This window comes from Allobosea massiliensis, assembly GCF_042655245.1.
Classification (GTDB): domain Bacteria; phylum Pseudomonadota; class Alphaproteobacteria; order Rhizobiales; family Beijerinckiaceae; genus Allobosea; species Allobosea massiliensis.
In genome coordinates this window covers 1-19,376 of sequence record NZ_JBHSLU010000030.1, presented here as the reverse complement: position 1 = coordinate 19,376, position 19,376 = coordinate 1, and the positions used below count along the sequence as shown (strand labels likewise).

Genomic DNA, 19,376 nt, shown 5'->3' with positions numbered 1-19,376 from the left:
GCCAAATCAGCCGAAGCGGCCGGTGACGTAGTCCTGCGTCTGCTTCTTGCTCGGGTTCATGAAGATCGTGTTGGTCGCGGCGAACTCGATCACCTCGCCCAGATACATGAAGGCGGTGTACTGCGAGATGCGCGCCGCCTGCTGCATGTTGTGGGTGACGATGACGATCGTGAAGTCGGCCTTCAGCTGCTCCAGCAGATCCTCGATCTTGCCGGTCGAGATCGGGTCCAGCGCCGAGGTCGGCTCGTCGAACAGGATGACCTCCGGCTTCTGCGCGATGGTGCGCGCGATGCAGAGGCGCGGCTGCTGGCCGCCCGAAAGGCCCATGCCGGAGGTCTTGAGCTTGTCCTTGACCTCGTCCCAGAGCGCGGCCCGGCGCAGCGCGCCCTCGACGCGGTCGTCGAGCTCCGACTTCGGCGGCTTCTCGTAGAGGCGGATGCCGAAGGCGACATTGTCGTAGATCGACATCGGGAAGGGCGTCGGCTTCTGGAAGACCATGCCGATGCGCGAGCGCAGCTCGTTGACGTCGACGTCGTTGGAGATGACGTTGCGGCCGTCGAGCATGACCTCGCCGGTCGCGCGCTGCTCGGGATAGAGCGAATAGATCCGGTTGAAGATGCGCAGCAGCGTGGACTTGCCGCAGCCCGAGGGGCCGATTAGGGCCGTGACATGCCGGTCGCGAAAGTCGAGATTGATGTTCTTCAGCGCCTTGTGCTCGCCATAGTAGAAATCGAGGTTCTTCACCGCGATCCGGACGGGCGCGTCGGCGTCGAGCGACTGCGGGCTGAGTTCGAGGGTCGAAAGCATCGACGGGTTCCTTCGGATCTGACGCGACGGAGATAGGTTAGGCGGGTCTCACTTGCCGCCGCGCACGATGCGGCGGGCGACGAGCGAGAGCAGCAGGATCGACAGGGTGATGATCAGCGAACCGGCCCAGGCGAGCTGCTGCCAGTTCTCGTAAGGCGCGGAGGCGAACTGGTAGATCGTCACCGGCAGGTTCGACACGCCGCCCATCAGGTCCGACGAGAACCAGAAATTGTTGTTCAGCGCGGTGAAGATCAGCGGTGCGGTCTCGCCTGCGATGCGGGCGAGCGCCAGCAGGATACCGGTGACCATGCCGGCCTTCGCGGCCTTCCAGGTGATCGAGGTGATCACCACGGAAGGCGGCGCGCCCAGCGCAGCCCCGGCCTCGCGCAGCGGGCCTGGCACCAGGCGCAGCATGTCCTCGGTGGTGCGCACGATCACGGGGATCGCGATGATGCCGAGCGCGACGCCGCCGGCCCAGCCGGAATAGCCGCCGACCGGCTCGACCAGAATGACATAGACGAACAGGCCGATCAGGATCGAGGGCGCCGAGAGTAGGATGTCGTTGATGAAGCGGATCAGGTCGGCCAGCTTCGAGCCCTTGCCGTATTCCGCCAGATAGGTGCCCGCCAGCACGCCGATCGGCGTCGCCACGGCGATGCCGAGGAAGGTCAGCACAATCGAGCCGACCATGGCGTTGGCGAGGCCGCCGCCCTGCGATCCGGGGCCAGGGGTGATCTGCGTGAAGGTGGCGACGGAGAGCCCGCCGATGCCCTTCACGATCAGCATGCCGAGGATCCAGAACAGCACGAAGATGGCGAGGAAGGTGAAGCCGGCGGAGATGACCCGCATCGCCTTGTCGGCGGTGCGGCGGCTCTGCCGGACGCGGCCCCAGGCGGCGTAAGGGGCGGCGGGAGCGGTGGAGGAGGTCGTCAGGCTCATGATCGGGCTCGCTCAGAAGGTCTTGACCCGCGACACCAGGATGCGCGCGACGACCAGGACGACGAAGGTGACGAAGAACAGGATGCAGCCGAGCGCGATCAGCGCGTTCATCTGCAGGCCCAGCGCCTCGTTGAACTCGTTGGCGATGCGCGAGGCGATGGTCGAGCCCGGATCCATGATCGAGGCCGAGAGGCGGTTGGCATTGCCGACCACGAAGGTCACCGCCATCGTTTCGCCGAGCGCGCGGCCGAGACCCAGCATGATCGCACCGATGATCGAGACGCCGGCCTGCGGCACCAGCACATGGCGCACGACCTCCCAGGTCGTCGCCCCGATGCCATAGGCGCTCTCGCGCAGCACGGAGGGGATCTGATCGAGCATGTCCCGCACGATCGAGGCGATGAAGGGGATGATCATGAAGGCGAGGATGATGCCCGCCGTCAGGATGCCCAGTCCGGAGGGCGAGCGCGAATACAGGATTGTCCCGACGATCGGCATCCCCTCGACGATGTTCGAGAGCGGGACCTGCACATAGGCCGCGAAGAGCGGCACGAAGACGAACAGGCCCCACATGCCGTAGATGATCGAGGGCACGGCGGCGAGCAGCTCGATCGTGGTCGAGACTGGCTGCTTGAACCAGGGCGGGGCAAGCTGGGTGAGGTAGACGGCGATGCCGAGCGAGAGCGGCACGCCGATCAGCAGCGCGATCAGCGCCGTCGAGAGCGTACCGACGATGGCCGGCCAGGCGCCATAGACATCGGCCTGGGTGTCCCATTGCGAGCCGGTGATGAAGCTCAGCCCGAACGCCTTGAAGGCCGGCCAGCCGCCGATGACCATCGACAGCATGATGCCGGCCAGCAGCAACAGCACGAACAGGGCCGAGATCAGGCTGGCATTGCGGAAGACGATGTCGAAGGTGCCCTTCGGCGTCTTTCGCTGCGGCCGCGCGGCCGGAATGCTCATGGTGTCGGTCACGGCGGTCATCCGTGGAACTCCGGTCGTGGCGGAACGAGGATGCGAGGCGGAAGGCGAAGGCTCTCGGGAGGGCCCTCAGCCGGAACAGCGGTTCCGCCGCTGCTCGGGATGGAGGCCTGATGAGGAAGACGAGGCGGAACCGGGTTCCGCCTCGCCCTCAGTCGGTGATCAGAAGATCGGCTTGCCCGACGGGTCGGTCACGCCCTTCCAGGCGGCGCGGACCTGATCCTTGACGTTGGCCGGGAGCGGCACGTAGTCGAGGTCCAGCGCCATCTGGTCGCCGTTCTTGAAGGCCCAGTCGACGAACTTCAGCGCGGCCTGCACCTCTTCCGGCTTCTCCGGCTTGGCGTGGACGAGCAGGAAGGTCGCGGCCGTGATCGGCCAGGCCTCGGCGCCCTTCTGGTTGTTCAGCGAGATGCCGAAGCCGGGAGCCTCGTTCCAGTTGGCGTTCGCGGCCGCGGCCTGGAACGACTTGTCGTCCGGCGCCGGGAAGTTGCCCTCGGCGTTCTGGATCAGCGCGTAGCTGAGCTTGTTCTGCTTGGCGTAGGCATATTCGACATAGCCGATCGAGTTGGCGACCTGCTTGACCGAGGCCGAGACGCCCTCATTGCCCTTGCCGCCGATGCCGACGGCCCACTGCACCGAGGTGTTGGCGCCGACCTTGGACTTCCACTCCGGCGAGACCTTGGAGAGATAGTCGGTGAACACGAAGGTCGTGCCCGAACCGTCCGAGCGATAGACGGGATTGATGTTGGCGTCGGGCAGCTTCAGGCCGGCGTTGAGGGCGACGATCTTGGGATCGTTCCACTTCTTCACGGTGCCCATGTAGATTTCGGCGATGATCGGGCCGGTCAGCTTGAGCTGGCGGGCGTCGATGCCGGCGATGTTGATCGCGGGGACGACACCGCCCATCACGGTCGGGAACTGGATGAGGCCGTCCTTGGCCAGATCCTCGCCCTTGAGGGGAGCGTCGGTGGCGCCGAAGGCGACCGTCTTGGCCTTGATCTGGCGGATGCCGCCACCGGAGCCGATCGACTGGTAGTTGAGACCGATATTGGTCTCCTTCTTATAGGCCTCGGCCCATTTCGAGTAGATCGGGAAGGGGAAGGTCGCGCCGGCGCCGGTGATGTCGGCGGCCTGGGCGACGCCCGACAGACCGATGGTCGCGGCCGCGAGAATGAGAAGTTTGCGCATGAGATGTCCTCTCTGGGTCGCAGGTTCAGCGAGCCGTTCAGAACACCCTCTGCATGACAGCTTCATGACACTTCGTCACGCATGCTGTCATGAAGGCGTCACGCAGCGTTAAGAAACGCCCTCAAGGCTTGCGCGCCGAAGCCCCGAAACGTGGCAAAACAGCCCTGAACGTCGCACCCTCACCGAGCGCGCTCTCGATCGTCAGCCGCCCGCGATGGCGCAGCACGATGTGCTTGACGATGGCGAGGCCGAGCCCCGTGCCGCCGGCCTCGCGGCTCGCCGCGGTATCGACCCGGTAGAAGCGCTCCGTCAGCCGCGGCAGATGCTCCGGTGCGATGCCCGGCCCATCGTCGCGCACGCCGACGCTGACCTCGAGCGGCCCGTCGACGACGTCGATCACGACCTCTCCGCCGCTCTTGCCGTACTTGATCGCGTTCTCGACGAGGTTTTCCATCAGCCGCAGCAGCTCGTCGCGGTCGCCCGGTACGTTTACCGGCTCGGTCGGCGCCCGCAGCGTCAGCGTCACCTCGCGCTCGCGTGCCATCAGCGTCAGCGAATCCACGATCTCGCGCGAGATGCCGGTCAGATCGACCGGCGTCTCCGGCGCCAGATGGGCGCGCAGTTCGATCCGCGAAAGCGAGAGCAGGTCGTCCACCAGCCGCGCCATGCGCAGCCCCTGCTCGCGCATGATCGCCAGGAAACGGTCGCGCGCGCCGGCATCGTTGCGCGCCGGGCCCTGCAGCGTCTCGACGAAGCCGAGCAGCGAGGCCAGCGGCGTGCGCAGCTCGTGGCTGGCATTGGCGACGAAGTCGACCCGCATCCGCTCGGTGACGCGCTGCTCGCTGAGGTCCTCGAAGGTCAGCAGCACCGGTCGCCGGACACCCTCGCTGCCCAGCGCAGCGATATGGATGCGGAAGGTGCGCTCCACCGGCACGCGCTCGATCAGCTCGATCACCTGCCGTCCCCCCTGCCGCGAGACGCCTTCGATCGCCTCGATCAGGTCCGGATCGCGCATCACCAGTGTCAGCAGCCGTCCCTTTTCCAGCGCCGGGATCAGGGCGCGCATCGCCGGGCTCAGCGCCTGGGCCACCCCCTGCGCATCCAGCAGCAGCGCAGCCGACCCCATCGCTTCGACGAGCGCCTGCGTCGTGGCGGCTAGGGGATCGACGGCACCGGGCATGGGAAACCTCGACACGGACGGCACCGGAGGAAGCGGCGCAGGCGGGCGCCCCTTCCTGATGGCCGGCGCGGCGCCCGTCAATTCCCTTCGCCGCTGAGGCCCGCTAGGCTGGGCGCATTGCCGAGGAGGCTCCGATGGCCAAGACCCTGTCAGCGCGCACCAAGAAATCCGCGATCCGCCTGGTTTCCGACAGCGGCGAGGGCCCGGCTCCAGCCACCACGGGCAGGACACCGAAGACGAAGACGCCCCGCAAGCCCCTCGGTCCGCAGGGCTTCGACATCGAGGCCGAGACGCTGCCCGAGGCGATCACGGACGCCGCCTTCCGCAGCGGCGAATACCCCTACGGCAAACGCATGAAGCGCAAGCGCTACGAGCGCGAGCTGGAGCCGCTGCAGATCGAGCTGCAGAAGCTCGCGACCTGGGTGCGCGAGCGCAAGGAGCGCGTCGTCATCGTTTTCGAGGGTCGCGACGGCGCCGGCAAGGGCGGAACGATCGGCCGCTTCACCCAGCACCTCAACCCGCGTCAGGCCCGCGTCGTCGCCCTGTCCAAGCCCTCCGACAGCGAGGCCGGGCAATGGTATTTCCAGCGCTATGCGGCGCAGATGCCGACGGCCGGCGAGATCGTCTTCTTCGACCGCTCCTGGTACAACCGCGCCGGCGTCGAGCGCGTGATGGGCTTCTGCACGCCGGAGCAGACCGACACGCTCCTGCACGAGGCGCCGGCCTTCGAGGGCATGCTGGTGCGCGACGGCATCCGGCTCATCAAGCTCTTCATCACCATCGGCCCCGAGATGCAGATGCTGCGGCTGCATGCGCGCTGGCACGACCCGCTCAAGCGCTGGAAACTCTCGCCGATCGACTTCGAGGCGATCCCGCGCTTCGCCGCCTATTCGGAAGCCTTCGATGAGATGCTCCGGCGCAGCTCGACCGACCGGGCGCCCTGGCATGTCATCCGCGGCAACGACAAACTGCGGGCCCGGCTCAACGCCATCCGCCACGTCCTGCTCTCGATCCCGTATGATGGGCGCGACGAGGCCGCGATCGGCGAACTCGACCGCAAGATCGTCCTCGACGTGAAGCACTACCTGCATGAGGGCGGCGAGGTCTGAGCCGCCGCCCTCTCTCCACCCCTCCGCGCCGCCGCACCGCCCCGGTTCCGCCGGGCGCGCGGGCCGCGCTCCGCCCCCGCCCCCACCGGAAGACCGACCATGACGAAGACCATCCTGATCTCCGGCGCCACCGCCGGCTTCGGCGCCGCGACCGCGCGCCGCTTCATCGCTGCCGGCTGGCGCGTCATCGGCACCGGCCGCCGGGCCGACCGGCTCGACACGCTGAAGGCCGAGCTCGGCGAGCGCTTCCACGGCGCGGCCTTCGACATCACCGACGAGGCGGCGATGACGGCGGCGCTCGCGGCCCTGCCGGCCGACTTCGCGAAGATCGACGTGCTCCTGAACAATGCCGGCCTCGCGCTCGGCACCAAGCCCGCGCCGCAGACCAAGCTCTCGGACTGGAAGACGATGATCGGCACCAACGTCACCGGGCTGGTGACGCTGACCCATCACCTCCTGCCCGGGCTGATCGAGCGGCGCGGCGCCATCGTCAACATCGCCTCCGTGGCCTCGAACTGGCCCTATGCCGGCGGCAACGTCTATGGCGGCACCAAGGCCTTCGTGCGCCAATTCTCGCTCGGCCTGCGCTCGGACCTGCAGGGCACCGGCGTGCGCGTCACCTCGATCGAGCCCGGCCTCTGCGAGAGCGAGTTCACGCTGGTCCGCAACGGCGGCGACAAGGCCGCCTATGACGCGCTCTATGGCGGGACCGATCCGCTGCAGCCGCAGGACATCGCCGACACGGTCTTCTGGGTCGCGACGCTCCCCGCCCATGTCAACATCAACAGCCTCGAGATCATGCCGGTAAGCCAGTCCTTCGCCGGCTTCCAGATTCACCGCAAGGCTTGAGCCCGGCGGGGACGCTGGGGCTTCGCGGCCTCAGCGCCCCATCACCAGATTGGGCAGCCAGGTCGTCAGCGGCGGCCAGAGCGTGATCGCGACGAGTACCGCCAGCAGCGGCATCAGCCAGGGCACGATCGCCCGCGACATCGACTCGAAGCTGATATTGGCGACCTTCGCCGTGACGAAGAGAACGACGCCGACCGGCGGCGTGATCGTCCCGATCATCAGGTTGAGCACGAAGATCAGCCCGAACTGGATCGGGTCGATCCCGAACTGCGCCGCCGCCGGCGTGAGGATCGGGATCAGGATCAGCATGGCGGCGAGCGCCTCCATGAAGCAGCCGACGAACAGCAGCAGCAGGTTGACGATCAGCAGGAAGACCAGCGGATTGCCGGCGAGATCGACCAGCATCGGCCCGACCACCTGCGGGATGCGCGAGATCGACAGGCACCAGCCGAGCGCCGCCGCCGTCATCACCAGCGCGAGCACGACGCCGGTGGTCTCGACCGTCTGCACGACGAGTTCCGGCAGATCGTCGAGATCGAAGCTGCGATAGACGAAGAGCCCGAGCACCAGCGCATAGGCCGTGGCGACCGCAGCCGCCTCGGTGGGCGTGAAGATGCCGGCCATCATCCCGCCGAACAGGATTACCGGCGTCATCAGCGCCCAATGCGCTTCCTTGTAGGCGACCCAGAGCTGCGCCGCGCCGGGGAAGGGATGGCGCGGCAGGTCGCGCTTCCTGGCGACATGCACCACCATCGCCATCAGCAGCCCGGCCATCAGCAGGCCGGGAATGACGCCGGCCAGGAACAGCCCGCCGATCGAGACATCCGCCGAGACGCCATAGATCACCATCGGCAGCGAGGGCGGGATGATCGGGCCGATCGTGGCGGAGGCCGCCGTGATCGCGGCCGCCGTCTCGGCGTCGTAGCCCTCGTCCTTCATCGCCTTGATCTCGAGCGTGCCGACGCCACCGGCATCCGCCACGGCCGAGCCCGACATGCCGGCGAAGATGACGCTGGCGAGGATGTTGGCATGGCAGAGGCCGCCGCGCAGCCAGCCGACACAGGCGGTGGCGAAGGCGAAGATCCGGTCGGTGATGCCGGCCGAGTTCATGATGTTGCCCATCAGGATGAACAGCGGCGCCGCCAGCAGCGGGAAGGAATTGGCCGATTGCGCGATCTTCTGCGGCACGATGCCGAGCGGGAAGCCGCCGAGAAAGGCGAAAGCGATCGCGGCGAGCCCCATCGAGACGAAGAGCGGCACGCCGATCAAAAGCGCGGCGAACCAGACGGGCAGGATCTGGACCATCAGCATCGTCACAGCGGCTGGCTCCCCGGCTCGGCCGCGACATGCCGACGCCCCGCCACGACATCGCCGATCTCGGCCAGCGCCTGCAGGATCAGCGCGAGCCCGGCCAGCGGCATGACGATGTAGAGCGCCGCGCCCGAGATCGGCAGCGCGATCGACTCGACATCCCAGTTGCGCTCGATCAGCGCGAAGGAATAGCGGATCAGCACCGCCGCGAAGACGATGATCGCGGCCTGCGTCACGATCTCCAGCACCCGTCCCGCCCCGGCCGGCAGCTTCTCGGCGAAGACGGTGATGCGGATATGCGAGCGCCGCCGCGCCGCGATGATCCAGCCGACGAAGCCGGTCCAGACCAGCAGGTACTGCGCGAGCTCGTCGGTCCAGGCCAGCGGCGCGTTGAGCTGCCGCGACAGGACGCCGAGCAGCACCGCGACCAGCAGCGCCAGAAGCAGCGCCACGGCAGCGGCCCGCACGACGCGGTCGGAGAGGTGGAGGAGGGATTTCATGGTGGCGTTGGCCCGCTGCAAGCGATCCTTCTCCCCTCGGGGGAGAAGGTGGCCCGGCGGAGCCGGGTCGGATGAGGGACGGACGGACGAGGGCGGCGGCAGCCGTCCCTCATCCGTCTGCTTCGCAGACACCTTTCTCCCCCGAGGGGAGAAGGAAAAGCGCTCACAGCGCCGCCAGCGCGTCCCAGGTGCCCTTGCCCCATTTGCTCTCGAACTGCTTGGGCAGGCTCGCCAGCACCGGCTTCGAGAAGCTCTCGAGGTCGGGCTCGGTGACGGTCATGCCGGCGGCCTTCAGCGTCGCGACGAGGCTGCCCTCCTGGCTGGCGAGTTCGGCGTCCTGCCAGGCGACGCCCTCGGCGATGGCCGCCTCCAGCAGGCTGCGGTCGGCGTCCTTCAGCCCCTTCCAGAAGTCGCCGTTCACGATGACCAGCCGCGGCGTGATGATGTGGCCAGTCAGGATCAGGTGCTTCTGCACCTCCTGCAGCTTGGCGCTGTGGATCGTCGGCAGCGGGTTCTCCTGCCCGTCGACCGCGCCCTGGCTCAGCGCCAGGTAGAGTTCGTTGAAGTTCACCGGCGTCGCCTTGGCGCCCCAGGCCTCGACCATGGCGCGGAAGGTGTCGACCGGCGGCACGCGCAGCTTGAGGCCGGCGACATCGGCTGCGCTCTTCACCGCCTTCGAGCCCGTGGTGAGGTGGCGCTTGCCGTAATAGGTCACGGCGGCCATGCGCATGCCGCGCTTCTTCTCCAGCTCCGCATTCATCTGCGCGAAGACCGGGGCCTTGGCGACCTTCGCCATATGGGCGGCGTCGCGCCAGAGATAGGGCGCCTCGACCACCGAGAGCTGCGGCAGGAAGGAGCCGAGCGCGGCCGCCCCGTCGGTCGTCATGGTCAGCGCGCCAGAGGCGACCGACTCCATCATGTCCTTGCCGGAGCCGAGCTGGCCGGCCGGAAAGGCCTGGATGTCGATGCGCCCGGAGCTCTTCTCCTTCACCTGCTTGGCGATGCGCTCGACCATCTGCACCTGCGGATGGGTCGTGGGCAGCATCTCGCCCCAGCGCAGCACGGTCGCCTGTGCGCGCGGGATGCTCGGCATGGCGATGGCGCCGCCCGCCAGGGCGGCGGAACCGGCGAGGAAGTCGCGTTTCGTCAACGTCGTCATGATGGTCTCCTCCCAATGCGGCCGGTTTTCCGGCTCGATGTGATGTCCCGGCCTTCAAAGAACCGGCTGTTCGTGAAATCCAAAACGCCGTCATCCTGGGCGGCCGCAGGCCGACCGGGATCCATCGTGGGGCGCACGGCCCTATGATGGATCCCGGAACGGCGCTGCTTCGCAGCTTGTCCAGGATGACGGGGCGGTTCTGCCGCGAACGTCCTTCCTCAGTAACTCATCGCCCGCGTGCGGGCGTTGCCGATATGGATGCCCATCTCCTCCGCGGCGCGGATCGGGTCGCGGGCCTCGATGGCGGTGATGATCTTCAGGTGGTCGCGCATGACCGGCACCAGGATGTGGTTCTGGATGCGCGTCTCGTATTGCCGGATCAGCCGGATCTTCAGCCAGGTGACGCGGAAGGCCTTGGAGACGATGTCGTTGTCGAGATGGTCGATGATCGCCTCGTGCATCAGCCGGTCGACATCCTCGGCATCCTCGATCAGTTGCGGGTCGCCGCCGGCCTCGGCCCGCGCGATGATCGCCTCGTGCCGGGCGCGCTGCTGCGCGATCTCCTCGTCGGTGGCGTTGACCGCATAGAGCGCCGTCGCCTCCTTCTCGAGGAAGAGCCGGAACTGGAAGGCGTTGCGGATCAGGTTGAGGTCGACATGGGCGACCTGCATGCCCCGCTGCGGCACCGTCTTGATCAGCCCTTCCGCCTCCAGCCGCGGGATCAGCTCGCGGATGGCGCCGAGCGGCAGGCCGGTCAGCGCCACCAGCTCGCGCTGGGTCACGAACTGCCCGGGCTTGATCTCGCGCGCCAGCAGCCGCTCGGTGAAGGAGGCATAGGCGCGCTCCCTCAGCTTCAGCGGCTCGCCCTCGCGCGGATCCTGCTCGGACTGGTTCAAGACATCCTCCTTCAGGCCGCCTTGGCCTGCGTGATCCGGTCATAGGCCGCGAACAGCCGCTGGCGCGTTGCCTCGTCCAGCGCCTCCAGCGGCGGACGCATCGCGCCATAGCCGGCATCGCCGTGCAAGTGGCCGACCAGCGCCTTCACCGCCGCCAGAACGGGATGTGAGCAGATCTCGTCGACCAGAGCATTCACGACGGAAGAGTCCTTGCCCTCATAGACGATGGGGCGCAGCAGATGCGGCACGAGATTGGCGACGCCGCAGATCGAGCCCTGGGCGCCGTTGCGCACCGCCTTCGCCAGCAGGCGCTCGTCCCCGACGAGGATGGCGAGTTCGCCATGCGCCTTCAGATAGGCCTCGGTGTTGGCATAGTCGCCCGACGAATCCTTCACGCCGGTGACCACGCCGGGAAAAGCCTTCTTCAGCCGGTCGATCAGCCCGACACTCAGGCCCACCGCCGTCACCGAGGGGATGTGGTAGAGGATGACGTTGCGCACGGAGGGGCCGAGCTTCTCGAACAGCTGCGAGAACCAGCGATAGAGTCCCTCGTCGCTGACGCCCTTGAAGTAGAAGGGCGGCGCGACCAGCAGCCCCTTGGCGCCGGCATCGAGCGCGAGGCGTCCCTGCTCGACCGACTCGTTCAGCGAGGCCGCCGCGACGCCGGCATAGATCTGCGTCGCCGGATCGATGCCCGCTCCCAGCAGCGCGCCCATCATCGCGCCCCGCGCCGGCAGGCCGAGCGCCGCGCCCTCGCCCGTCGTGCCGAACAGCGTGACGCTGTCGCAGCCCTGCGCGAGGACATGGCGGGCATGGTGCACGAGCCGCGGCAGGTCGACGCTGCCGCCCTCCCGCATGGGGGTGGTGATGGCGCAGGAGAGGCCGAAGCGGTTGGGATCGATGGACATGGAGAACCGTCTTTCAGAGCGAGAGATCAAGGGGTGTGTTGGCGGAACGTCGGGGGCGGCCCCTGCGCCCGCCGTCATGGGGATTGCGCGCGTCAGCCATCCTTGAGCCCTCCGGCCGAGAGCCCGGCGACGATCTGGCGCTGCGCCAGCACGGTCACGAGCAGCACCGGCAGCGTCACCAGGAGCGCGGCCGCGGCCAGCGGCCCCCAGGAAATCTGCTCGAAGGTCAGCGAGTTGTAGACCGCCGAGGGCAGCGTGCGGCTGTTCTTGCCGCCGAGCACGACCGAGAAGATGAAGTTGTTCCACGAGAAGATGAAGGCGAGGATGCCGCCTACCGTGACCCCCGGCATCGCCAGCGGCAGCGCGACATGGCGGAAGGCCTGCCAGGTCGAGGCGCCGTCGATCCGCGCCGCATCCTCCAGTTCAATCGGCACGTTCTCGAAATAGCCGATCATGATCCAGACGATGATCGGGATGGTGATGACGAGATGGGTGATGACGAGCGCCGTGATCGTCCCCACCAGCCCGGTCATCTGGAACAGCAGGAACAGCGGGATCAGATAGGACAGGGCCGGCGTCATGCGCGCGACCAGGATCAGGATCGCGAACTTCGTCGCCTTGCCGCGCGCGATGCCGTAGCCGGCCGGCACGCCGACCGCGAGCCCGGTCAGCACCGCCCCGCCCGTGACCAGGATCGAGTTCCACAGATAGAGCGCGAAATTGTTCTGCGCGAAGACGTCGATGTAGTTCTTCAACGTCGGCGGATCGGGAATGAAGACCGGCGGGAAGGCGGTGTTGTCGAGCTCGTTCTTGAACGAGAGCGAGATCATCCAGAGGAACACCAACACCGCCGGCGAGACCAGCACGAAGACGGAGGCGTAGAAGCCGAACTTCTTGGCGAGGCGGGTCATCGTGCAGCCCTCTCCGTCATTGCGAGGAGGCACAGCCGACGAAGCAATCCAGGGGCAGCATGCAATCCGTGTGAATTGCTTCGCTGCGCTCGCAATGACGGATGCAAACCCATCACGCGTTCCACTTCGACTTCTGCCGCGCATAGAGCAGCAGCAGCGAGAGCATGATGATGATGACGAAGAAGATCACCACCACGGCCGAGGCGTAGCCGATCTTGTAGAACTGGAACGCCTGCAGGTAGAGGAAGATGTTCAGCGTCTCCGACGCCGTGCCCGGCCCGCCCTGGGTGATCACGAAGATCGTGTCGAAGGCCTTCAGCGCGTCGATCGTGCGGATCACGATCGCCACCATGATGAAGGGCCAGACCAGCGGCAGCGTGATGTGGCGGAACATGTGCCAGTCATTGGCGCCGTCGATCAGCGCGGATTCGTAAGGCTCTCGCGGCAGACCGGCGAGCCCGCCGAGCACGATCAGCATGACCAGTGGCGTCCAGTGCCAGACCTCGACGAGGATCAGCGTCGGGATCACCGTATCGGGCGAATAGACCCAGGCCTGCGGCCCGATGCCGACCAGCGAGAGCAGATAGTTCAGCACGCCGAGCTGGGGATGGAACATCATCGTCCAGACCAGCGCCACCGCCACCGGCGTCGCCATCATCGGCATCACGAAGACGGTGCGCAGCAGGCCCCGGAACGGGAATTCGCGGTGGAACACCAGTGCCGCCGCCGTGCCGAAGACGATCGGCAGCACCACGGCCAGCGTCGTGAAATAGAAGGTGTGCCCCATCGACTCGAGGAAGCGGGCGTCGCGGAACAGCTCGACGAAGTTCTGCAGGCCGACGAATTCCGGCCCGCCGCCGATCTTCCAGTCATGGCCGGACATGTAGAGCGTGAACAGCCAGGGGAAGACGATCACCGTCCCGACGACGAGCACGGCCGGCGCCGCGAACAGCCAGTAGCGCGGCGTGAAATCGGCCGAATGGACGAAGGGCGCGGGCTGTGCGGGTGCCACGGCCGTCGGCGATGGGAGTGATGTGGTGATTGTCATTCGGTCATCGACGATCTGTTGCAGGCTCGGCGCTTATTCCCTTCTCCCCTCGGGGGAGAAGGTGGCATGGCGAAGCCATGACGGATGAGGGCAGTGCCGACGTAACCGGCGTCGACACGGCAGCATCATCCGTCCCTCATCCGACCCGGCTTCGCCGGGCCACCTTCTCCCTCGAGGGGAGAAGGGTAAGCTCAGCCCTGCTCGCTCTTGGCGAGCACGGGCGCGAAGGCGTCCGTCGCCTTCTTCAGCTCGGCGGCGACATCCGACCCGCCGATCATGTTGGTCAGCGCCACGCCGAAGACGTCGCGGAACTCGGTGACCGGCACGATCTGCGGCAGCGCCGCCCGGGCGATCTTCGCCGAGGCCAGCAGGCAGTCGAAATACTGCTTGCCGAATTTCGACGCCTGGATCGTCGCGGTGTCGAGATAGGCCGAGGAGCGCGCCGGCGCGCCGGCGCCGGCCTTGAGCATGGCGAGCTGCTGGGCCTTGTTGGTCATGTGCTGGATGTAGAGCCAGGCGGCCTGCTTCTTCTGCGAGCCGCGCGAGATGCCGATGCCGTCGCCGAACATGCCGGCATGATGCGCCTTCGGCCCCGGCGGCGTCACGCCATAGCCGACCTTGCCGACGATGCGGGACTTGGACGGATCCTCCAGCGGCGTGGCGAAGCCGATGCCGTCGAGCCACATCGCGGCGCGGCCCTGCATGAAGGTGGTCTGGCACTCGTTCCAGTTGAAGCCGACGGAGCCGACCGGGCCGGTCTCCTTGTTGAGCTTGCGGTAGAGTTCCGCCGCCCAGATCGCCTCCGGCGTATCGGTCTGCAGCTTGCCGTCCGCCGAGGTCGCCTCCATGCCCTGGCCGAGCATCAGGCAGGACCAGACCGGGACATTGGCGTTCTTGAGCCCGCGCGAGACGAAGCCGGCGACGCCCTTGGCGGGATCGTGCAGCTTCTGCGCCGCGGTGAACATCTCCTCCATCGTCTTGGGGAAGGCGACACCCTTCGCGTCGAAGAGCTCCTTGTTGTAGTAGACCATCCAGTAATCGACGAAGAAGGGCAGCGTATCGAGCGCCCCGTCGGCCTGCCGCGCGTAGGCGACCGGACCGGCGCCGAAATCCTCGAACGCGAAGTCCGGCGAGGTCAGCGAGGCGTCCTTGATATAGGGGTTCAGATCCTCGAACCACTTGCCCTTGGCGGCCATGCGCTTCTGCACATGCAGCGAGATGCCGCTGACGTCGAAGCTCGGCTTGCCCGAGGCGAACTCGATCACGGCCTTCTGGCGCTGCTGCTGCTCCGGCACCTGCTCGGAGGAAACCTTGATGCCGGTGAGCTCGGTGAACTCCTTCTCGGCCGCCTGGAACAGGTCCGAGCGCGGGTTCTTCACCAGCAGCACGTCGATCGTCGTGCCCGAGAAGCGCTTCCAGTTGAAGGCCGCCTGGGCGCGCGCCTCGCGCAGCACCATCGGCGCGCCGATCGCGCCGGTGGCGGCGAGGGCAGCGGTGCCGCGCAGCAGCGCGCGGCGGCTCGGCTTGATCGGGGTCTGGCTCATCTTGCGTCCTCCCAGGACTTCTCGCGCATCGCCCGTTTCGGGCTGTTCTGCGGCGCCGGCGCGGGACCTCGTCCCTGATCGCCGGCCACCATCTTGCGCCGGACGCTAATCAAGATCGAAGACGGTTGCAAGCTAACATGTCGGCGTGCACATACTCTGCACAACGAGAACGGAAACGCCCGATGCCGCCCGCCTCTGCCCTCGCGCCGCGCCCGCTCGGCCGCTGCCGCCTGCCCGTCTCGACGCTCGGTTTCGGCGGCGCGCCGCTGGGCGATCTGTACGCCCATCTCGACGAGGCGACCGCCGTCGCGACCGTCGAGGCCGCGATCGCCGGGGGCGTCACCCTGTTCGACACCTCCCCGCTCTACGGCCATGGCCTGTCCGAACACCGCATCGGCGCGGCGCTGCGGCGGGTGCCGCGCGAGGGGCTCGTGCTCTCCACCAAGGTCGGCCGCGTCGCCGAGCCCTTCGCCGGACGCGGCGACGGCTCGGGCTATCGCGGCGGCCTGCCGCATGGATTGCGCTTCGACTATTCTTACGATGGCGCGATGCGCTCGCTCGAACAATCGGCCCTGCGGCTGGGCGTCGACCGCATCGACATCGTCCTGATCCACGACGTCGATGTCTGGACCCATGGCGCGGCGCTGATCGAGCAGCGCTTCGGCGAAGCCATGAACGGGGCCTATCGCGCGCTGGAGCGACTGCGGGCGGCCGGCGCCGTCAAGGCGATCGGCGTCGGCGTCAACGAGGCGGAGATGTGCGAGCGCTTCGCCCGCACTGGGGACTTCGACACCATGCTGCTCGCCGGCCGCTACTCGCTGCTGGAGCAGCCGGCCCTCGCCTCCTTCATGCCGCTCGCGCTGGAGAAGGGCATCGGCCTGATGCTCGGCGGGGTCTTCAACTCCGGCATCCTCGCCACCGGCCCGGTCCCCGGCGCGCGCTACAACTACAACCCCGCCCCGCCCGAAATCCTCGCCCGGGTCGCCGCGATCGAGGCCGTCTGCGCCCGCCATGGCGTGCCGCTGCGCCGCGCCGCGCTGCAGTTCCCGCTCGGCCACAAGGCGGTGGCGAGCCTCGTCATGGGCGCGGTCGCGTCCGCCGAAGTCGCCGATCAGATCGCCGAACTCGCCCAGCCCGTCCCGGCCGCGCTCTGGGCGGAGCTGAAGGCGGAGGGCCTGCTCGCCGCCGATGTGCCGGTGCCCCAATGAGTCCGCTCCGCATCGACGCCCACCAGCATCTCTGGCAGATCGCGCGCGGCGATTATGGATGGCTGACGCCCGCGCTCGGGCCGATCCACCGCGACTTCACGCCCGACGATCTCGCCCCCCTGCTCGCCCGCCACGGCATCGACCGCACCATCCTCGTCCAGGCCGCGCCGACCGAGGCCGAGACGCGCTTCCTGCTCGACATCGCCGCGCGCGCGGCCTTCGTCGCCGGCGTCGTCGGCTGGACGGATCTCGAGGCGCCCGACGCTCCCGCCCGCATCGCCGCGCTGGCGGCCGACCCGCTGCTGGTGGGCTTGCGCCCGATGGCGCAGGACATCCCCGACCTCGGCTTTCTCGCGCGACCCTCTCTCGCCTCGGCCCTGGCCGCGATGGTCGCCCACGGCCTCGTGTTCGATGCCCTGATCAAGGCGGAGCATATCCCCGCCACCCTCGCTCTGCTCGCCCGCGAGCCCCGGCTCACCGTCGTCATCGACCATGGCGCCAAGCCCGATCTCGTCACCGGCGACCTCGCCGCCTGGCGCGAGGGGATCGCCGCGCTCGCCGCCCATCCCCAAACCGTCTGCAAGCTCTCAGGCCTCGTCACCGAGGCCGGGCCGGACTGGAGCCTCGCCACGCTGCAGCCGGTCGTCGACCATCTGCTGATGACCTTCGGCCCGCAGCGACTGATCTTCGGCAGCGACTGGCCGGTGGTGACGCTGCGCGCGCCTTACGAGCGCTGGTTCGACGCCGCGCAGACGCTGCTCGACGGCTGCAGCGAGGACGAGCGCGCCGCGATCTTCGGCAGCACCGCGCAGCGCGTCTACCTCGCCCGGCGGGGTCGGCTGTGACCCGCCTTTCGCCTGTCAGGACGACCCCGCCATGCTGAAGACCCTCGACCCCGTCCTCTCCGCCGATCTGCTCTGGATCCTCGCCGCTATGGGCCATGGCGACGATCTCGCCCTGGTCGATGCCAACCACCCGGCCGAGACGATCGCCGCCGCGACCACCAGCGGCCGGCTCGTGCGCCTGCCGGGATTGACCATGGAGCGGGCGGCGCGGGCCATCCTCTCCGTGCTGCCGATCGACGATTTCGAACCCGAACCGCTGCGCCGCATGCTGGTCGTCGGCGACGCCGCCGCGGTTCCCGCCGTGCAGGAAGCGGTGCAGCGCGAGATCGACGCCGCGCTCGGGCGGCCGGCGCCGCTCGCCGGCATCGAGCGCTTCGCCTTCTACGAGGCGGCGCGGCGCGCCTTCGCCGTGGTCCAGGTCGGCGACCCCCGCCCCTATGGCTGCTTCCTGCTGCGCAAGGGCGTCATCGCCGGCGAGCCGGGGTAGGGTTCAGAACCTCCGCCGTCATTCCGGGGCGACCGCAAAGCGGCGAGCCCGGAACCCATGCACACCGGACCACCAAGATGAGGCGGAAACCGCGCCGGCTGCTGCGTGCAACTCCGGGTTCATGGGTTCCGGGCTCTTCGCTGCGCGAAGCCCCGGAATGACGGAGAGGTTCTTTCGCGAACCTAGCCCTCCCCCTTCGCCACCGCCTGGCGCAGGCGAGCCAGCGCCTCGGCCGCGCCGGCGGCGAGGGTCATATCCTTCGATTCGGCGTCCTTCGCCAGCAGCTCGGTCAGCGCCGCGACCGTGATCTCTTCCTTCGCCGCGGTCAGCTTCAGCACCGCATTCGACAGGATGTTCGGCCAGAATGCGGCGGCGCCCTTGGCCAGCCCCTTGGCCTTGCGCCCCTCGAATTCGCGGGCGAGCTGTTCGGGCGTCTTCTTGGCCATGGTCTTCGAACCTGTTGCGGAATGTCGCCGCTGCCTATCACGGAAGGGCGCCGCGCGGCGAATGCGGCCTTTGTTCCCTGCCCTGCCCGCGCATCGGGGCGGCGACAATCGCATTTGCCTGCGGCGGCGCGGCGGGGCAGGAGCGCGCCCATGCGAGCCCGCCGCGCGGGCACCCCCCTCAGGACGTATCCCCCATGCCCCGCCTTCCGCACGCCCTCGCGGCCGCCCTTGCCGGCCTGCTGCTCCTGCCCGCCCCGGCCACGGCCCGGATCACCGACCGCGACCTCAGCTGCGCCGAGTGGCTGAAATCCGGCGCCCGCGGCACGAGCGAATACCCCGCCGCGACCCAGGCCAGGATCCGCGCCTTCTGCGCCGCCAACCCGACCATGAAGGCGATCGACGCCGAGATGACGATGACCGGGGACTGAGGGGGTCCCGCGCGTCATGCTCGGGCTCGACCCGAGCATCTCGGGACGAGAGAGCGCCGGAATCGCGACGCAGACCCCTCCCCCTTGTGGGGAGGGGAAGGGGTGGGGGTCGTGCCGCCTGGTGAGCGTTCGCCGGACTGGCATGGATGGTGCACCCAGCCTGTCCAGGGCGCGCTCAGCTTTCCGACCCCCACCCCTGCCCCTCCCCACAAGGGGGCGGGGTTCGCGCCTTCCCGCGAAACCGCACAGCGGAAGTCCCCGCCCGCCTTCCGGCGTCGGTTGATGACGAGGGGCAGCGGAGCGCCGCGAGGCGCGTGGGTCAAAATCCGCATCCGTCGAGCCAGGATGCGGCGCGGGCAGATTGAGCCACTGCCCGCACGCCCCGTGGCGCTCCGCTTGTCGGCGATTTTGGGCTCCGGGCCGCGCTTATCGGGTCGAAAGCCAGCCATCGCCGCGAGCCCTCGGGCGCCAGTTCCCCTCATCGGGTTGTCGCGCCGTCCGGCATGGGACGAAGGCGTGATGCCAACCACCGGGTCGTGTCCCATAGCGTGGTGTAGCTGAGGGTGGTCATCGGCGATTGCCGGTTAGGTTTGGGTTGCGAACGCCAACCCTGAACCGAGAGATCCCCGATG

Annotated in this window: 20 protein-coding genes; 6 read left to right on the top strand and 14 right to left on the bottom strand. The window is 68.1% G+C overall.

Annotation, left to right across the window (positions count from 1 at the left end; translation table 11 throughout):
* Positions 1–6: 6 nt before the first annotated feature.
* The 5 genes from pstB to ACFPN9_RS12060 all read right to left on the bottom strand — a co-directional run bounded on the left by pstB (position 7) and on the right by ACFPN9_RS12060 (position 5,095).
* Positions 7–807 carry a phosphate ABC transporter ATP-binding protein PstB gene (gene pstB / locus ACFPN9_RS12080; protein ID WP_377817086.1) on the bottom strand — a complete coding sequence of 267 codons (801 nt, stop codon included), beginning with the start codon at positions 805–807 and terminating at the stop codon, positions 7–9.
* A gap of 48 nt (positions 808–855) precedes the next feature.
* Entirely contained in the window at positions 856–1,746 is an 891-nt protein-coding gene (gene pstA, locus ACFPN9_RS12075; protein ID WP_082732952.1) for a phosphate ABC transporter permease PstA, read from the bottom strand.
* A 12-nt stretch (positions 1,747–1,758) separates the two neighbouring features.
* A complete protein-coding gene (gene pstC, locus ACFPN9_RS12070) occupies positions 1,759–2,730 on the bottom strand; it encodes a phosphate ABC transporter permease subunit PstC (protein ID WP_067990348.1) in 972 nt (323 codons plus the stop codon).
* Between the two features lie 159 nt (positions 2,731–2,889).
* On the bottom strand, positions 2,890–3,915 hold the full coding sequence (pstS, locus tag ACFPN9_RS12065) for a phosphate ABC transporter substrate-binding protein PstS (protein ID WP_066719101.1): 1,026 nt from the start codon (positions 3,913–3,915) through the stop codon (positions 2,890–2,892).
* Between the two features lie 121 nt (positions 3,916–4,036).
* Positions 4,037–5,095, bottom strand: coding sequence for an ATP-binding protein (locus tag ACFPN9_RS12060; RefSeq protein WP_066719098.1), 1,059 nt, complete (start codon positions 5,093–5,095; stop codon positions 4,037–4,039).
* A 134-nt stretch (positions 5,096–5,229) separates the two neighbouring features.
* On the opposite strand from ACFPN9_RS12060, the gene ppk2 reads away from it, so the two are divergent.
* Together ppk2 and ACFPN9_RS12050 are read left to right on the top strand one after the other, a co-directional pair.
* Positions 5,230–6,204: a polyphosphate kinase 2 gene (gene ppk2, locus ACFPN9_RS12055; protein WP_066719097.1), complete on the top strand. Its 975-nt coding sequence runs from the start codon at positions 5,230–5,232 to the stop codon at positions 6,202–6,204.
* Between the two features lie 99 nt (positions 6,205–6,303).
* Complete coding sequence (locus ACFPN9_RS12050) at positions 6,304–7,053, top strand: SDR family NAD(P)-dependent oxidoreductase (protein ID WP_066719095.1); 750 nt, start codon at positions 6,304–6,306, stop codon at positions 7,051–7,053.
* A 30-nt stretch (positions 7,054–7,083) separates the two neighbouring features.
* Here ACFPN9_RS12050 and ACFPN9_RS12045 read toward each other — a convergent pair whose 3' ends face one another.
* The 8 genes from ACFPN9_RS12045 to ACFPN9_RS12010 all read right to left on the bottom strand — a co-directional run bounded on the left by ACFPN9_RS12045 (position 7,084) and on the right by ACFPN9_RS12010 (position 15,330).
* Positions 7,084–8,364, bottom strand: coding sequence for a TRAP transporter large permease (locus ACFPN9_RS12045; RefSeq protein WP_066719092.1), 1,281 nt, complete (start codon positions 8,362–8,364; stop codon positions 7,084–7,086).
* Positions 8,365–8,366: 2 nt separating this feature from the next.
* Positions 8,367–8,864: a TRAP transporter small permease gene (locus ACFPN9_RS12040; protein WP_066719111.1), complete on the bottom strand. Its 498-nt coding sequence runs from the start codon at positions 8,862–8,864 to the stop codon at positions 8,367–8,369.
* 163 nt (positions 8,865–9,027) lie between these two features.
* Positions 9,028–10,023, bottom strand: coding sequence for a sialic acid TRAP transporter substrate-binding protein SiaP (locus tag ACFPN9_RS12035; protein ID WP_067254974.1), 996 nt, complete (start codon positions 10,021–10,023; stop codon positions 9,028–9,030).
* A 218-nt stretch (positions 10,024–10,241) separates the two neighbouring features.
* Positions 10,242–10,919 (bottom strand): GntR family transcriptional regulator, encoded by a 678-nt coding sequence (locus tag ACFPN9_RS12030; protein WP_067254977.1) that lies wholly within the window; start codon positions 10,917–10,919, stop codon positions 10,242–10,244.
* Positions 10,920–10,930: 11 nt separating this feature from the next.
* The gene (locus tag ACFPN9_RS12025) at positions 10,931–11,827 is read right to left on the bottom strand and encodes a dihydrodipicolinate synthase family protein (RefSeq protein WP_067254980.1); all 897 of its coding nucleotides are present in this window, start codon (positions 11,825–11,827) and stop codon (positions 10,931–10,933) included.
* Positions 11,828–11,919: 92 nt separating this feature from the next.
* Complete coding sequence (locus ACFPN9_RS12020) at positions 11,920–12,738, bottom strand: carbohydrate ABC transporter permease (protein ID WP_067254983.1); 819 nt, start codon at positions 12,736–12,738, stop codon at positions 11,920–11,922.
* A 112-nt stretch (positions 12,739–12,850) separates the two neighbouring features.
* Complete coding sequence (locus ACFPN9_RS12015; RefSeq protein WP_067254988.1) at positions 12,851–13,786, bottom strand: carbohydrate ABC transporter permease; 936 nt, start codon at positions 13,784–13,786, stop codon at positions 12,851–12,853.
* A gap of 191 nt (positions 13,787–13,977) precedes the next feature.
* Positions 13,978–15,330 (bottom strand): ABC transporter substrate-binding protein, encoded by a 1,353-nt coding sequence (locus ACFPN9_RS12010; RefSeq protein ID WP_067254992.1) that lies wholly within the window; start codon positions 15,328–15,330, stop codon positions 13,978–13,980.
* A 182-nt stretch (positions 15,331–15,512) separates the two neighbouring features.
* Between ACFPN9_RS12010 and ACFPN9_RS12005 the strand changes: the two genes are divergently transcribed.
* The 3 genes from ACFPN9_RS12005 to ACFPN9_RS11995 are packed head-to-tail and all read left to right on the top strand — an operon-like array spanning position 15,513 to position 17,870.
* Positions 15,513–16,538 (top strand): aldo/keto reductase, encoded by a 1,026-nt coding sequence (locus tag ACFPN9_RS12005; protein WP_067254995.1) that lies wholly within the window; start codon positions 15,513–15,515, stop codon positions 16,536–16,538.
* Entirely contained in the window at positions 16,535–17,383 is an 849-nt protein-coding gene (locus ACFPN9_RS12000; RefSeq protein WP_067254998.1) for an amidohydrolase family protein, read from the top strand. Before ACFPN9_RS12005 ends, ACFPN9_RS12000 begins: the two co-directional genes overlap by 4 nt.
* A gap of 31 nt (positions 17,384–17,414) precedes the next feature.
* On the top strand, positions 17,415–17,870 hold the full coding sequence (locus ACFPN9_RS11995; protein ID WP_067255002.1) for an RbsD/FucU family protein: 456 nt from the start codon (positions 17,415–17,417) through the stop codon (positions 17,868–17,870).
* A 182-nt stretch (positions 17,871–18,052) separates the two neighbouring features.
* Here ACFPN9_RS11995 and ACFPN9_RS11990 read toward each other — a convergent pair whose 3' ends face one another.
* Positions 18,053–18,316 (bottom strand): hypothetical protein, encoded by a 264-nt coding sequence (locus tag ACFPN9_RS11990; protein WP_067255006.1) that lies wholly within the window; start codon positions 18,314–18,316, stop codon positions 18,053–18,055.
* Positions 18,317–18,510: 194 nt separating this feature from the next.
* Here ACFPN9_RS11990 and ACFPN9_RS11985 point away from each other — a divergent pair, with 194 nt between their 5' ends.
* On the top strand, positions 18,511–18,744 hold the full coding sequence (locus ACFPN9_RS11985; RefSeq protein ID WP_377817076.1) for a hypothetical protein: 234 nt from the start codon (positions 18,511–18,513) through the stop codon (positions 18,742–18,744).
* Positions 18,745–19,376: the final 632 nt, after the last annotated feature.